10 protein-coding genes are annotated in these 15,586 nt (G+C 51.6%); 2 read left to right on the plus strand and 8 right to left on the minus strand.

All coding sequences use genetic code 11. The features are described from left to right. Positions 1 to 182: 182 nt before the first annotated feature. From AC1RAC_RS03540 to AC1RAC_RS03550, 3 genes are read right to left on the minus strand one after another with little or no spacing between them, the layout of a single operon-like run. Positions 183 to 2,039: a GldG family protein gene (locus tag AC1RAC_RS03540; RefSeq protein ID WP_492616252.1), complete on the minus strand. Its 1,857-nt coding sequence runs from the start codon at positions 2,037 to 2,039 to the stop codon at positions 183 to 185. 4 nt (positions 2,040 to 2,043) lie between these two features. After that, entirely contained in the window at positions 2,044 to 2,778 is a 735-nt protein-coding gene (locus AC1RAC_RS03545) for a heme exporter protein CcmB (protein ID WP_492616253.1), read from the minus strand. Between the two features lie 2 nt (positions 2,779 to 2,780). Continuing rightward, complete coding sequence (locus AC1RAC_RS03550; protein WP_492616254.1) at positions 2,781 to 3,698, minus strand: ABC transporter ATP-binding protein; 918 nt, start codon at positions 3,696 to 3,698, stop codon at positions 2,781 to 2,783. Between the two features lie 261 nt (positions 3,699 to 3,959). Between AC1RAC_RS03550 and AC1RAC_RS03555 the strand changes: the two genes are divergently transcribed. Continuing rightward, positions 3,960 to 4,790: a hypothetical protein gene (locus AC1RAC_RS03555; RefSeq protein WP_492616255.1), complete on the plus strand. Its 831-nt coding sequence runs from the start codon at positions 3,960 to 3,962 to the stop codon at positions 4,788 to 4,790. A 960-nt stretch (positions 4,791 to 5,750) separates the two neighbouring features. On the opposite strand, the gene AC1RAC_RS03560 is transcribed toward AC1RAC_RS03555, so the two are convergent. The 5 genes from AC1RAC_RS03560 to AC1RAC_RS03580 form a co-directional block, all read right to left on the minus strand. After that, positions 5,751 to 9,146, minus strand: coding sequence for an ATP-binding protein (locus AC1RAC_RS03560; protein WP_492616256.1), 3,396 nt, complete (start codon positions 9,144 to 9,146; stop codon positions 5,751 to 5,753). A 15-nt stretch (positions 9,147 to 9,161) separates the two neighbouring features. Then, positions 9,162 to 9,824: a response regulator gene (locus AC1RAC_RS03565; RefSeq protein ID WP_492616257.1), complete on the minus strand. Its 663-nt coding sequence runs from the start codon at positions 9,822 to 9,824 to the stop codon at positions 9,162 to 9,164. Positions 9,825 to 10,043: 219 nt separating this feature from the next. Then, the gene (locus tag AC1RAC_RS03570) at positions 10,044 to 12,650 is read right to left on the minus strand and encodes a fimbria/pilus outer membrane usher protein (RefSeq protein ID WP_492616258.1); all 2,607 of its coding nucleotides are present in this window, start codon (positions 12,648 to 12,650) and stop codon (positions 10,044 to 10,046) included. 80 nt (positions 12,651 to 12,730) lie between these two features. Then, positions 12,731 to 13,468 carry a fimbrial biogenesis chaperone gene (locus tag AC1RAC_RS03575; RefSeq protein WP_492616259.1) on the minus strand — a complete coding sequence of 246 codons (738 nt, stop codon included), beginning with the start codon at positions 13,466 to 13,468 and terminating at the stop codon, positions 12,731 to 12,733. A 62-nt stretch (positions 13,469 to 13,530) separates the two neighbouring features. Further along, positions 13,531 to 14,064 carry a fimbrial protein gene (locus tag AC1RAC_RS03580; protein WP_492616260.1) on the minus strand — a complete coding sequence of 178 codons (534 nt, stop codon included), beginning with the start codon at positions 14,062 to 14,064 and terminating at the stop codon, positions 13,531 to 13,533. Positions 14,065 to 14,380: 316 nt separating this feature from the next. Here AC1RAC_RS03580 and AC1RAC_RS03585 point away from each other — a divergent pair, with 316 nt between their 5' ends. Continuing rightward, complete coding sequence (locus tag AC1RAC_RS03585; RefSeq protein WP_492616261.1) at positions 14,381 to 15,541, plus strand: EAL domain-containing protein; 1,161 nt, start codon at positions 14,381 to 14,383, stop codon at positions 15,539 to 15,541. Positions 15,542 to 15,586 lie beyond the last annotated feature (45 nt).

Below are 15,586 nucleotides of genomic sequence, written 5' to 3' on the forward strand. Positions count from 1 at the left end.
CAGCTTAAAAGCTACGTTGCAAACGGTTAATAGTCAGTCCTCCATAAAAGCTTCGTGATCGTCCAGACGATTGACCTTGAATTCAACTTATCAACGGTAGCGCATCTAGATTGTTTACCCCCGAAGACATGCTGCGCCATTGTCCACGGCTTTTGTATAACGGATGTTTTTTACTGCTCTTTTCATGCGTAGGAGAATGGACGTGAGCCTTGAGTAAAGCGTCGACTACGCTTTCGCCAAAGAACGACACACAGCCCTATGCAGGTTAGAAGAAAAGGCATCAGCACAATATTGATTAACTTCACCTGCTCCCCCAATTGCTCGACTTCAACATTGAGTTGGCGAGCCACATGGCGCATGTCTTTCTCGATCGCAACTTTCTGAGCACTGAATTGGTCAAGAGTGGCTTTCTGCTCTGCCGTCAGCGGCGTATCGCTGCTGTGCCTTTGCGCCAAAACGGCTAGTTTGTTTTCAGCCTCGTCGAGTTTGCCTCGCAGGTCCCGGCTCATGTCACGATGGCGCTCGCGAGCCAGCTTCTGTAAGGCTCCGACCACAGTAAACGTTCGGCTGAAGCGGCCCCGAGAACGCAAGCCGATCAAGGCATCCGACCCGGACAGGCTATCCAGCGCGTTGAGCACGAACATACTGTTGTCGGCCCAGGGGACTGTGACCTGTCGATCCCCGTGGCCCTGAACATCAGCCCACAGGTTGTCACTCAACATATCGGTGTCGGCCACTACCACAACGTTTATCTGCTCCGTCGGACTAACCGCTTCGGACGGGTTGGCAAAAGCCGAATGCGCCGGGCCTTGAAGGCGCACCGCTATCAAGTAGCGTTCACCCGTAGGGTGGAAAGACTTCGCTAGTTCACCCGGGTTTTCCAGATGATCCAACCGTGCCGTCTTGAAGGGCATCGCTTGCTGCGAACTGTGAAGCAAGGGTGTGAGAGTCGTAGTTGCACCCGCCACTGCGCTCAAGATCCCGGCGGTCGTGAGGTTGATACGGCCGAGACCTGCCGTGATCACATCCTCAGAATTCATTGCTGCCATCGGCAACCCCAGGGCCGTCGGCTGCCAGTCTGGCTCGGCACGTTGCCCCAGGGACACAAATTGCCCGTATTGCCCATCGCCCAATACGCTATCGGGCAAAAGTTTGACACCCCATGCCTTGAACAACGGTGCCAGACTGGATGACTTGTCTTTACTGGGGATCCCAAAATAATTGTCGCCCACGTCCCGCTCACTGTATGGATCGACAAACACCAGCAATCGACCGCCACGCAGAACAAACTGGTCAATGCCACGAAGTGTCGTGTTGGAAAGGCGTTTCGGATGCACCAACATCAACACACTAAGGTCGCTTGGCAGGGTAGCCAGGTCCTGCGCCAGTTCACGCACCTCAAATGCGCTGGCGATCTCGGGCATGATGCGCCAGGACCGCCGGGTGAGCCCCGACTGCGGATCGAAGCCGCCCGACAGTGGCAGCGAGGACATCAGGCCGATCACGGGTCGCGCAGTACGAGATAACACCTGCAGCGTACGGCTGATGTCATACTCAAGAAACGCCTGCTGTTCAAGCTCGAAGAATCCGATGCTGGCGTGATGGCCCGAGGCATCAGTGATGGCCAAGCCAAAGTAAACCGGCGCGCCTCCCTGGCCGATGGGTGCTGCCCGCAGCCCAAGTTCAAGTGCCCGCGTTTCGTCTGCAGAAAATGGCTGCGGGTCAACGATATGCACCCGCAGCCTACCGTTCGACGCGCGCTCGTACTCACGCAACAATAACTCGACACGAACCGCATAGCTGCGCATGACCATCAGGTCTTTGGCAGCCTGGCTGGAAAAATAGAAATACAGATCCGTGGGTTCGGTGACAGCCTGAAGAATCTGGCGGGTGCCAGGGCTCAGGGTGTAGAGCTGCTGTTCAGTCAGATCCAGCCGCATCGGCGCAAGGCGCGGCGCCAATTCAAAGTTGACAACCACGAACCCGACAATGATAGCGGCCAGGCGCAAGCATGAACGTTTCGTTGATTTGAAAGACATGGCCTCACACCGCCTTTTTCAATTCAACCGCAATGACGGTCGCAGCGAGCCAAACAATTATTTGACTGCAGAAGTACAGCAGGTCCCGTGGATCGACGACGCCCTGGCAAAGCCCCTCGAAATGCGTAAGAAAACTAAGAGAAGCAATGCCATCGAGCCATGGCAATGCGACCCAGGAGCGGAAAAGATCCATGACCACTGAAAAGCCACAGGCCACAAAAGCCAGGCACATCGCCAGAGTAGCGAGAAAGGCAATCAGTGGGTTTGTAGTGAGGGCCGACATGCACCCGCCGATTGCCAGGCAAGCACCCGCCAGCAACCAACTGGCCAGATAACCGCAGAGAATGACACCGTTATCCGGCTCTCCCAGATAGTTGACGGTTACCAACAGCGGAAATGTCAACGCCAGTCCAAGCCCGCAGAGCAGCCAGGCTGCCAGGAACTTCGCGGATACGGCGCTGGAGGTACTGACCCCAAGGCACATCAACAGCTCAATCGAACCAGTCTGTCGTTCTGTAGACCACATGCGCATAGCCAGTGTCGGTAACAGCACGACGAACAGCCAGGGAAGGTAATCGAAGAACGGCGCCAAGTCAGCCTGATTGCGCTCGTAAAAGCTGCCAAGATAAAACGTGCTTACACCGCTCAGCACCAACAGTAACATAACGAATATGTAGGCAGTCGAGGTGATGAAATGGCTGTACATCTCGCGCTTGAACAGCGGCCATAAAGTGCTCATGGTCAGCCCTCCCGGGTCAACCGGCGGAAAACTTCGCCTAATGAGCCACGCTCTACCTCTTGGCGGGGCACCTCCCAGCCTCGGCTCAAGATAAGCCGATTGATCGCCGGCACGATGACCGAACCCGCGCGCGCCAGTACCTTCACACTATGGCGCTCAGGCCCGGCTTCGATCCCCGCAACGCCGGGCAGCATTGCCAGCGTCATCACGTCCAATGGCCGTGTAGAGTACAACGTCACCGCCTGGTGATATCGTGAACGGCTTTCCAGTTCGCTGGGGCTGCCGTCCGCAAGTAGGCAACCTTTGTCCATGACGAGTACACGACTGCACAATGCAGTTACCTCCTCCAGAATATGCGTAGAAATAATCACAATTTTATTGCGGGCCAACGTCTTGATTTGCTCACGCAGTCGGTATTTCTGATTCGGATCAAGGCCATCGGTGGGCTCATCCAAGATCAATATTCTGGGATCATGGAGGAGTGCCTGGGCCAGGCCAACGCGTCGTTGAAACCCTTTGGAGAGAAGGTTGATCGTCTGGCCCCGTACTTCAAGCAAATCGAGTTGCTCGAGCGTGGCCATGACCCGCATTTTCTTTTCGCGGCCACGCAAGCCTCTTACCTCAGCGATGAACGTCAAGAAACCAATCACGGACATCTCGCTGTAGCAAGCGCATTTCTCCGGTACGTAACCGATCAGCCCCTGCGCCTGGCGGGACTGACGGCGGATATCAAAACCACATAAAGTGGCGGTACCGGAACTGGGTGACACGAAACCGGCGAGCATACGGAGCTTTGTTGACTTGCCTGCGCCATTGGGTCCCAGAACTCCAAGGACCTCTCCCGCTACTGCCTTGAAAGACACATTGTTTACTGCAACGGCATTGCCGAATCGCTTGGTTAAATGGGTTATATCAATCATGACCGTCGAATCACCTAGAGCAGCGGCTCGAAGCACGTGCGAATACGCACTTCATTTCTCGAAGCACCTTAACCACAGCGTGTAGTTCATGAAACATCGTCGACAGTGAATCCGATTCTTCCTTGAGAGCTGTCGAATTATCTATGGCTGCGTAAGGATTATCTGACAACCTCGTCAGGTTCGACTGGCTACTCTGAATACGGGATATTCCCCTACTCAGCCTATCGAGCCAGACCAGTCATGCTATTACGAACAATCGAAGTGCCTGACGCCAGCAGGCAATCACTTAATGCCGTCGCCCTGTGCTGCTTCACAGTCAGCAGTATAAAAAAGACATTTTTGGCGTATAGCCTTAACGAGAAAGGAAGCGATGATTTAGTCAAAATCTACCTCTCTTCCGTTGAAGGCGACGAAAAAATACTGAGCATGTACGACGCTCCACATGAAATACTCACAACAGCAGTACAAGTGCTCAAAAATATTATTCGTGATGCGTGTGCATTGCCCTCCCGGCAGAGCGACTCCACGTATGTATTGCTCGATCTGACCGAGTCAGAGGTGCGATGCACCCAAGTAAGCAGCCATTACAGCTTAAAGATCAGCGAGCAATGGCTGATGAGCCTCTTAGCATACAATCCACTAACATGCCCAAGCGCGCATTCAACCGCTGGCGGCACGCCACAAAATAAAGATGAGTACCAACCTGCGCTCCCATCTCCACTTAACGAAATCATTTCGGAAACATGCAAGACTAGTATCATAGCGTCATATGAAAGCGTTGCGCCGGCAACACCCGCCACGCGCGACCATTCGGATATAAAATATGAATCCGCTCACCACATTGACGAACCAAGCAAATCTGAAACAATTCAAGAAAACCTCAAATCACTGATTTCCAGTTTCGCCAACCACAAAGAGACACTACTGGGTAAATATGTAAAACTTGACGAGCAACAAACTCTTTTAAAACATAAAGAGGAGTTATTATTAGCCCGCGAAATGGCAGTAGTCAAACGCGAAGAAGATCTGCTCATCAGTATTGAAGCGTTAAAGACAGCTGAAAAGCAACTCCGGAGCATGATCGAATATTAGTCGTGTACCGCACTACGGTCGTTTATATTAAGTTTTTGAAAAAACAGACCGAGCATTGAGCACGATATCTGACGCAGCGGGAAAAGGTTGCCATGCTCACACGACACAAGCTCGCCAGGGGCGGTGAAGCGTTAAGGCTGATCATTTCTGCCTTTCGCCAAGCCATGGAGGTCGATTCACTTCCGGCGGATTGCTACATTGGGGGCATATCTGAGGGAATGGTTTGAAAAGGATGCCGCCAGCCTGAGGCTCGACAGCACACTGATCACGATTTTTCCCTAATAAATACAGCTGATATACTCAACTCTGCGCTGACAGTTACAGGCCACTGATTGATTTGATTTCAACTCAGACCACCGAGTTGCTCGCGGTACCCTCGTTGTTAGCAGGGGACCCCAATAGTCTGTAATGAAATTCCACTAAATCCCATAAAACCATCGCCGCCGCACTCAGGGACATTTGCCAAAGGCCAGCGCTAAAGGACTCTGAGCGGTTTACAGGCTTTTGGTCGAGAATCATCAAGGTGATCGCAAGGATGAGCGCCTTGAGAGGGTGGCTATTGAGTCGTTAGGTACGAAATGTGCTCAGTTGGAATCCGTAGCGGCTGGCGAAGGGTTGAGAATCTATACCGAGCTCAATGAGAGCCTAACGAGGAGCACGATTGAGCAGTCCGAGTTCGCCAACGCTTACACCACATCACGAATAGCGGCGCAAAGGCCCAAATTCGGACGATGAGTGCGGGGCCGCAAGCGCTGGACGCTGCGCTACGCGGCTTCGATGTGGTCGAGCTGAGGGGCACCGTTTCACAACGAAGACGTGTCCGGAAGCAGTTCTGACGATGTGGGCGTGCGACACGATCTCAGGAGAGTATTGCGAACTGCGGCCCTGGAACTGCGTCGCGTCTATTTAGCATCCAGCCATTCAGCTTGGAGCTGTCTCCGAAACCAAGGGCGATTCATATCAATCCCCCTCACAACTCCAACTTCGCCTCATTTGATCTAACTCGCACAGTAAGTCATCCGCCAGCGTTACTGCGTTGTGAAGCCCTCGTAAAATAATTGCATCTTTCAACTGGTCACAAGTTCTGACGGATGCTGCTTGATCCAGTACCAACAGTGCTCCTTTGAGACGATGCAATCGTCCCAAGAAACGCTTGGTGTCCTGAGCCTCCAGCGCGGTACGCAAGGCTTTCTCATCAGCCACCCATCCGGCCAAAAAAGCAGCTTGCATGTCTTCCATCTGCCAGCGCTGGAAAGACATTGCTCCCCCACTCACGGAAGCGTCTTGGCGGCGACCCAGCACGAGGTCTAGTACGGCCCTGACCCCTTCAATCGTGACAGGTTTACTCATGACCCCGGCGAAACCAGAGTCCTTTCGTAGAGAATCGCCCTCCGTCTCGGCGGTACTCAGGACAACAGGCGTCATGATGTCGAGCTCTCGTAGCGCCGACAACAGCGATCTGCCATCCATGATCGGCATACCGAGGTCGGTGATAATAACGTCATACTTTTGTGAGAGGCAGAGATCCAGCCCCTCTTTGCCGTTCGAAGCACTGTCTACAGTGCAATAACCAAGCGTTTCCAGTTGATGCTCAAGGAGAGTCCTGTTGAGCGGGTCATCCTCAACCACCAGCACACGAGTCGCTGAGTGCACCATATGCTCCAACGCCTGGATTAAGGCCTCTTTTGCAAAGACTTCATCGCGGTTGCCACAAGCTTTCAACGCTAACTCCAACATGGCGTTTGAGAAAGAAGTCACGTGCAGCTCATTGCCTTGACGCTCGGGGTACAAAGGGCCGCCGGCCGTTACCACCAATGTATCAAGATAAGATGATGCATGCGCCTTCCAGGAAGTAGCTGATAAATCACTAACACCGACCAAAAGTAAGACCGTCTGGTTGTTTCCGCCATACGGCGCTTCACCTGAACTGCTAGCTATCACCTCGACATTAGGAAACCACAACTGTAATTGCTTGATCAAGTTGTGTTGCCAGAGCAGCGAATCGCAAATGATAAAGACGCGGTCGAACGCGTGATCTGAAGGTCCACTTGAGGGGGGTCTATCGATATCGCGGGTGAGAGGAATATGGACGGTGAATAAGGAGCCCGTCCCAGGCTCGCTGTCCACGGTTATAATGCCCCCGGCCAACTCAACGACTCGCTTGCATAACGTAAGGCCTAATCCGGTACCACCAACATGCTTGCTCACAGATCCGTCAGCTTGAGCAAAAGGCTCGAAAATGTACTGCTGTTGCTTAAGGGGGATACCGATACCTGTGTCAGCAACCAATAGCCGGACCCAGACCTTGCCTTTAGCCGCTTCACCTTGCGTCGCACGCAGCGTAATAGTGCCCGCGTCAGTAAACTTCCGTGCGTTACTCAACAAGTTCATCAAGATCTGGTGGATCCGGTGACCATCACCCATCCAATAACCGGATAACTCTGGATCAATCAGACAAACGAAATTTACGTTTTTTTCCAGAATGATCGGCGCAAATGTTTGGGCACACCGCTCCATTAACTCATCAAGTTGAAAGGGCTCGGGGCTCAGGCGCATTTTTTTTGCTTCGAGCTTGGACAAATCAAGGACATCATTAATGATCGCAAGTAACGAGTCGAAGGCCTTGCGAATAGTCGCCACCCTCAGCTGCTGGCGATGTGTAAGACGTTCCAAGGCGAGCAATTCAAGATTGCCCAGCGCGCCATGTAAAGGCGTACGAATCTCATGACTCATCATTGCGAGAAATAGGCTTTTCGCAATATTCGCCTGATTGGCCGCCTCTTTCGCCTCTTCCAACAATGCGACGGCGGCCCGCTGCTCAGTCACATCGACCAGTCCAAACAACACCACCTCCCTGCGCATATACCGTGTTTGAATAAACGTGACAGACAATTCGCGTTTCTCACCATTGTCCGTACTAATCGAAGTATCAACGGTGTGACCTTCCTTGACACCTGAGCACGGAGCGCCGACCTGCTCCGCCCCGCATGCGTGTTTTTCCAGAAGATTGAGATAAAACTGATCTTCTTGCGAAGAGAACCCCAGTAACGCCCGAGCTTTATCGTTTTGCAGTAACGTTGTATGGTCCGATGAATCGAAAACCGTCACGCCAATGGGTAACGTCGTCAATATTGTCCGGTTGAACGCTTCACTCTCATACACTTTCCTTGCATCATCACGTAGAGGGGTAAGTACCATTTTGGCCAAAAACAAAATAAACATCCATAACGCAAACAGTACAAATAATGTCACAAATGCAACAACCAAGAAGGAGTATTTTAATTGGCCGAAAAACTCCGCCCACGTGAAGGTACGTATGACCACCCACTCAGGCCCGACAATGTTCGCATGATAATAAAAAACACCGTTGCTATAATGCACAAAATTATGATCCAGATGCGGAGCATCCGAAAGTTTTTTCAATGCGGATTCTGCGATACCAGTAACATGCGATGGCACATTATTGCCATTATAAATAACATCCAATTCCTTGGAGGCTACATAATAACCATGATAGTTTTCGGAAGAGTTAAAAATAGAATTGAAAAAATCACTTGAATATCTTATTACCCTAATGGCTACCACTTCCCCGTTGTGAGAAACAGTCGTTGCAAAGCTCCCAATATCTTTTGCATTATCCCCATGCACCCAAATGCCTCGCTGTTGCCCAGGGGAAGTTGTAATAATACCCTTAACAACCCGATCTACGGAATTGATAAACCGCTCTATAAACGCTCGGGATCCTTCTATTTTGACCTCGCCCACCTCGTCATCCTTAAGGGGGGGCCAGAGAATCAAAGAACTGTGGTCAACAGAATAAACGTACATCTGCGCTGGAAAACCCAGTGTGCTGGAGAAGATCAGAGAGTTGGCTGAAGCGTTTCTCGCAATGCGAAAGACCTCCGCAAAATACTCCGGCTCATAGTCCACATCAGTGTTCGCCAGCAGGGTAAAGGGAACCAGTGTTACGTCTGGCCCGGTAGGCACCAAACCTTGATTATTCACCAACCTATCCCAATATAGCTGGACAGGAATTTGGCTACGGTCTCCTTCATGCAGTGTCCACAGTACCTCATCGGCTTGACTGCGTTCATTGGACCGTAACTGGATACCGTTGACTTTTTCCTGCACCTGCCCTTGCACGCTTTGAAAGATAAGACCTGCGCCGTAAAAAAAACGCCAACTGAGCAAAATAGCAATAGTAATCGCTGCTAAAAACACAGCAAAACTTACAATCACGCCACCACCGACCAGCAAACGGCGATAGTAACGATCTGTGAGCTCCGAAGTTCCGAGATCACTACGAATTGAAATTCCCAAACGTAGAAATAACCGTCTGCACAGCGATCCCAGCATGATCAGAACTCCTCGCTAGTAAAGCTTGCTGAACACATTGACTAACTCAATGTCATTGTTCGCACCTAGTTTTAGCATGGCTCTCTTTTTCTGCGTGCTGATTGTCTTGACGCTGCGAGAAGTATAGTGGGATATTTCTGTCACCGACATGCCCCGGCAGAACAGTCTCAGCACTTCAAGCTCACGACTGGTGAGTTCGGTTGACACGCGCGCATGACGAGAAGTTTGATTTGCAATCATATTATCGATCATTAGCTTCGAAGTATTAGCATCCAGATACCGTTCACCCTTGTGCACACGACGGATGATGTCCGGCAATATAGACAGCTCCTCGCTGACTTTACTCAAGAAGCCCGCCACCCCAAGCTGCATTGCCCGCTGTACGATCATCAATTCATCGTGTGATGTAAGTAAAATGATATTGAGCAATGGATAAAGGCGGCAAATCCGTTCGAGTAACAACATACCGTCCGGCTCGTCGTCGTCCTCAAACGAGTAATCACAAATCAATACATCGCACTCAGATGTGTGCAAGTGCTGAAACAGTCCGGAGATGTTGGTTGCCGTGGCAACCAGGTTTAGATCACTCACGCCCGCCACCATCTTGGAAATGCCCAACACCACCACGGGATGATCATCAGCCACTATTACATTTATGGCACTTTTACTATTAAACATAGACCCTTCTTTTTATGGCCTTTAGATAATCTCTGGGCTCTCACACAATGAACATTAAGGGCCGACGGGTAATGAATCCGAACCTTTGCCTCTGGCTAGAATAGCTCAGATTTTCTGATGCCTTTAGATTGCCTGCCAAGACTACGCAAGCTCTATCACACTATCGTCAATTTTTCGGTTTGGTGAACGTCGGCAGCACTCAAGGCGCCGTAACGCTAGCTAGCCCTTTGCCTGAGCGCACACCGCGCTGATGCGCTCAAGCCCGGTTGCCGACCTCACGCCCTGCTCAGTCACCAGCGAGTACCTTACCCTGCACTGCTCAGATTCGCTGTCGCCCCATTTGACCAGCAAGGTGCCTTTCTCGTCCAAGCCCCGAGCCAGTATTCGCCCCCCTTGGGCGACAATGCCGGTCCCTATCCCTGTCTCATTGATAACCTCGGTACCAAAGGGAATGATGAGCCCTTCGGCAATTTGCAGATCAATGATAGTCGTGCGCCCCTTGACCGTTTCAAACTTGGCCATCAACACAGCTCCTGCTGCAGGGATAAGCTGTTCGCTGGTTGACTTGAGTTCGACATCTGTCGTTATGCCTGCCGGGTCGATATCCAGGTGATTACGCCGATAAGGCGTCAAGTAGGGCACTACCGCGTAACCGTCACCACCTACGCTGACACCTACCTGAGAGGTGATCGCGGCCCCTGCTGCCCCTGGAGCCTCGACGATGGCGAACGTATCACTGACGCGCTGGCCAAAACTTATTCCGCCTGGATGGGCAACCACAGAGCCGGACGCGCCAAGCGATCCTTGATGGTAACCACGCCCTGCGGTGGCCGAAACGCTCAACATACCCGACGAACCTGTATAGCCGCCGCTGAGGGAAGTGGACTTGGAGCGCTCTTCATCGATATTGGCATTGGCCGACCATGAGTACTGGTCGCGGTCCCCGGATGTGCCGAAGACCCCCGCTTGAGTATCAACACCACGGTTCGAGAAGCTGATGGCCGACGAAGCGCTTACACGGTTTCCCAGGGGCACGGAAATCGTAGCACTCACTTGATTTGACCCACCATAGTCGTTCTGGGACCGCATCGCCGAGACACTGTAAGTGAAATGCCGCGTGCTGTTTCTATAACCCACTTGGTAATCCGTGGTTGCCCCGCTCCGCTGCCAGTAAGCCCTGGAGGAACCGGTCAAGTACAAGGAGCCTGTCCCGATGGCTTGGTTCAACGTGACCTGCATCGAGCTGCGTTGACGATGAGATTGGGTCAAGTACGATCGCCGCTCGAACTCGCGACTGAAATCGCCATTGAAGTAATCGTTATCCACATAATCTAAATAGCGCTGCGCGTCATTTTTTGCGCGATTAGCATCGACTTTCATGCTCATCACATCCCGCAAGCTGTAGTAACCACTACTGGAGTAGCGGTAAGCCGCCACCGACACCGTGCTACCCCAGTCAGGAACGGATTTACTGTAGGACAAGCGAAGGCTTTGCCCAGAGACTGTGCCGGCGCCCACCTCGTGCGGCGTTCTAGTTGTTGCTTGGGTGAGGTCGAGCCCGAACGCGCCGACCGGCGTGTTCATCGCGGCGCCGATCATTGGCGAGAGGTAGCCTTGAGCGGCCAACACACCGGTGTAGCCGGTAAACAGATTATTCAAACCGCGCTCGTAAGTCAGTTGCCCTACCCACTCCTCACCCTTATTTGAATACCCGTCGCGATATTGCCCGAAAGCGATGTTGTAGCGCTGCGCCCCGGGGCGCAACATCCGAGCAACGGCCGCGTACGGAACGGAGAATCGGCGCGTATTACCGTCTGCCTCAGCCACTACCACCTGCAGATCCCCTCCATAACCCGAAGGATAAAGGTCGCTGATTTCAAAAGAGCCCGGCGCCACAGTCGTCTCATAAATGACATAGCCATTCTGGCGAATCGTGACCTTGGCATTGGTATTGGCAATCCCCCGGACCACAGGTGCATATCCGCTTTGTGAGTCCGGCAGCATGCGCTCATCGCTGCCCAACTGGAGCCCACGCACAGTGAACGAGTCGAACAGACTACCGGTGGTGGAAGAGTCACCCAGCGTGAGCTGTGAGCTCAAAGGGCGGATTTCTCGCTGCACATAAAGGGAGCGCATTTGCCATGAGTGGCCGTCATTATCGCCCCTCAACGATGAGTCCGAGCGCAAGCGCCAGTCCGCAAAGTTCAAGCCGGCCTGCAACCCAAGATACTGCTGGGCGCCACGGCTCTGCGCGGAACTGTAGAAATGATTGAAATCGTAATTGAGCATACCGGCCGTAACGCCCGTATCCCATTGTGACGGATCAACATAGCCTTGTGCCGTTCGCCGCAAGTATGCCTGAGGAATGCTGATGCTTATGCGCTGATCACCCATGTCGGGGACCACACTGGCGTCCGCGATGTTAGCCAGCAACGCAACACATGCTTGTTTATTGAGTTTATCGACAACCGTCAATTTGAACAGATCGACACCCAAGCGATCCAGCAGATCGACCGTCAAACAGGGTTCAGCGCTCTTACCAGCCACTGGTGTGATAAATCTGAGCTCCTCACGAGCAGTGATTACCCCGTTAACTTCGAAATCAAGTTGGTAGACGCCGGGCGCAACGTAATCTGCATGAGCAACTTTTTCCAAATCAGAATGCTTCACACCGCCTTGCAGGAAAATTGGATCGAACTCCAACTCTGTGCCATGCGCACTTCCGTGCACGACGAACAATGATCCCACAAACAGGCACGTCGCGGAGCTGAATGCGAGCCAGCTTTCATGACGCTTGGGCAACTCGGAGCTCAAAAAAAAATTCATAATAGGGTCATCATTGAGGCGACAGCAGATTAAGCCTTAAACAGGGCTCGACCAGTCACTACAGTTAAACAGCTGACAAATTATTGCCGACTCAATACGGCGACGAATTCGCGCGCTGCACCATAGTCATCAATGGACGAAAACTTTACTTGCGTATCGAGAGCAGGAGCCACCGCCAACGCGAACTCAATTTTTTCAAAGGGAGCCACCATGCCTTCACCAATGGAGGCGCTGGTCTGCCCCGCAGCTAAAACAATGTTGACCATGGAAATATGAAAGGCGCTGGGGTTCTCACCTTTCAACTTCCAACCTCCGCTCGAGTTGACGACACTCCATTTCAAGTTAGCTGGAGCTTTAGCGACGTCGCCGGTTAGGTGTTGAGGCCGGAAAAATAACTTTATTCGGGTTCGGATCGCCAACTGAATAGTGCTCAAAGATTGCGCATTATCCGGTTTCGGGCGTATGTCCAGTACATTCAGAAAAAAGACTGACTCACGGTCTTCCGGCAGTTTTTCGCCGGTGTAGATCAGACGCAAAACCTGGCTCTTTGCCGGATCAATTCTCGCCATGGGTGGCGTCAACAGAAATGGCACCTTAATCAGGCTTGGGTTTGTTGAAATATTGCCAGCGTCAATCCATGACTGAACAACCGAAGGAAGACGCCCTTCATTGGTTATTCTTACTGTGACATCCTTCTCTTTTTGATTATAGATAACTCGGCTGCCATCTATCACAATAGAAGCCTGTACGCTGAGTGAGAAAAACAAACAAACCGCGCACACGCCCCATAAGTTGGAAGCTTTTGCAAAAGTATTCATATTACCGTCAAGCCTGTAATAATCGCCGGAAAAAAGTCCACAGACTTTCCCCGGCGTAAGCATTAAGGGTAAATAACGCTGTAGGTTACAGAGCTATTCAAGGCACCCGCCGTTACGCCAGCGCGGGCGGCATAGTAGCCAACCAGGTAGTTCAGCGTTGCGCCGCCCGATACCAATGTCGCGCCTTTAACAGTGCTGCTATCACCTACTTTGATTACTGAATTGTCTTCATTGCGCAGCTCCAACTGCACGTTCTGTGCCGCGCCTTGGGTAGTGAGGCGACCGGAAGCGACATCGGTAGTGGCGCCCACTTCAAAGCCGGCCTTTACCTGACCGGTAATTGCTGCTTCACAGCCGCTCAGCTTAATGCTGAATCCTTTGAAACCTGCAGTACTGCCCGCAGTAGCCAGCGCCGCCGTGCTGACCTTATCCAGCACCACGGTAGTGTTTCCGCCAGCCGTACCACCCGCCTCTACCTTACAGGTATTGGCAACTACAAATCCCGACACAGCGATGGTGCCATCTGCGGCAAATGCAGTACCGCCGATCAGGCCGGAAAAAACACTCAGGGTGAAACCGATAACTTTCTTATTCATAACTACTCTTTCCGAATTAATGAGGTGTATGTTTCGCAATGTCCGTCAGCAGGCCAACTCCTTTGCGGTGCACACTATGAAAGAAATCGGGTCAACTAGAAATTGCCAGAATTCTTATTAGCAAAGCCACTCCAATCCTATTCACGAGTAGGAATATTCCTACTCGCTGCGCGGCAATAATTTTAACTCCTTGCTGGTAGGACTATTCCTATTTCCATATAGGACAAAGTGTTATTTTTTTTGCATCTAAAGCAGAGCAGAATGATTGCTCTCGAGCGCTTTGAGTGCTCCAAACCTTGACGCTCTAAATAAAGCCATGAACATGCAAAAAGCTCTAATCATATCTAATGATGCTCAGCGCCGGAAACAGGCTAGAAGCACGCTTGAAGAATACCACTCACACTATCGATGCCGATCTGTCAGTGGAAAATATGCGCTCTCGACATTAGATCATGAACATTGGCACCTGCTGATTACTGATCTGGATATGTTGGAAGTCACAGGTTTGCAACTGATCAACGTAATTGCGACAAAGGGCCGTGATACTAATGTCTTGCTGCGCAGCACGCGTTGCCCGACGCTTGACTTGTCAATCAATGCCTATGCTGATCACAAAGGTGTGAATGTGAAAATCGCTCACCACCCTCTGTTATTACTCAGTGATTTAGGTTGCCTAATGGCGCGTGCCAAGGACGAGTCCATGCAGCTCCAAAATACTCAGCGATTACAATCATTGTTCGCTCAACATATCGTCGCGTACTTTCAGCCAATACATTGCCCAACTACTGGGAATTTACATGGTGGTGAAGCGCTGATGCGCTGGATCACCGCGGAGGAAAGCATTTGGGGCCCAGAACGCGTCCTTCCGCTGCTGCAAACCCGTGAGTCACGCCTGTTGCTGTGGCATAGGATGTTTGATCAAAGCCTGGCGATGCTCAAGTCACTGCCTTCAAACGCACAAGACATCTGCATTGGCGTCAACGTTACAAGTGATGTTGCGAGTTCTGTTGAGTGGGCTGAAAATGTCGCGCAGCAACTTTCCGAGGAAAAGATCAACCCGGCCCGCCTGTTGATTGAAATTACAGAACAAGAGGGTGATAAGTTCGACAGCGGCTTGGCCGGTTGCATCAGCCAATTGCACCTGCGCGGCATCAAATGCGCTATCGACGATTTCGGCACGGGCTTTTCTTCGTTGCAACGCTTGGCGCGTATTCCGTTCAGCCTGCTGAAACTTGATAGGCAGTTTATTACGGATGCACGCGCGAGTGTGCGAACTGAAACCATCCTGAAAAGTACCATCCAACTCGCGCGAGATCTTGGTCTACAGGTCGTCGCAGAAGGTGTTGAAAACGACGAGGACCTCACTCGAATTAAGCGATTGGGATGTGACTTTGTGCAAGGTTATTACTATAGCAAACCTGTTTCTGCTGCTGAATTTTTGGTCTATGCAGATTTATTTGGTAGAGACGCGGCCTAATAGTTGACTCTCTTAAAATCTAACTCAGTATCTTTGAGATATTCT

This window comes from Pseudomonas sp. GW823-FHT02F05, from assembly GCF_058797315.1.

What these genes read in the sequence shown, in the direction of transcription:
- AC1RAC_RS03575 (WP_492616259.1), bottom strand. Translation starts at nt 13,468, where the DNA reads ATGAATACTTTTGCAAAAGCTTCCAACTTATGGGGCGTGTGCGCGGTT.
- AC1RAC_RS03560 (WP_492616256.1), bottom strand. Translation starts at nt 9,146, where the DNA reads ATGCTGGGATCGCTGTGCAGACGGTTATTTCTACGTTTGGGAATTTCA.
- AC1RAC_RS03550 (WP_492616254.1), bottom strand. Translation starts at nt 3,698, where the DNA reads ATGATTGATATAACCCATTTAACCAAGCGATTCGGCAATGCCGTTGCA.
- AC1RAC_RS03565 (WP_492616257.1), bottom strand. Translation starts at nt 9,824, where the DNA reads ATGTTTAATAGTAAAAGTGCCATAAATGTAATAGTGGCTGATGATCAT.
- AC1RAC_RS03570 (WP_492616258.1), bottom strand. Translation starts at nt 12,650, where the DNA reads ATGAATTTTTTTTTGAGCTCCGAGTTGCCCAAGCGTCATGAAAGCTGG.
- AC1RAC_RS03585 (WP_492616261.1), top strand. Translation starts at nt 14,381, where the DNA reads ATGAACATGCAAAAAGCTCTAATCATATCTAATGATGCTCAGCGCCGG.
- AC1RAC_RS03540 (WP_492616252.1), bottom strand. Translation starts at nt 2,039, where the DNA reads ATGTCTTTCAAATCAACGAAACGTTCATGCTTGCGCCTGGCCGCTATC.
- AC1RAC_RS03545 (WP_492616253.1), bottom strand. Translation starts at nt 2,778, where the DNA reads ATGAGCACTTTATGGCCGCTGTTCAAGCGCGAGATGTACAGCCATTTC.
- AC1RAC_RS03580 (WP_492616260.1), bottom strand. Translation starts at nt 14,064, where the DNA reads ATGAATAAGAAAGTTATCGGTTTCACCCTGAGTGTTTTTTCCGGCCTG.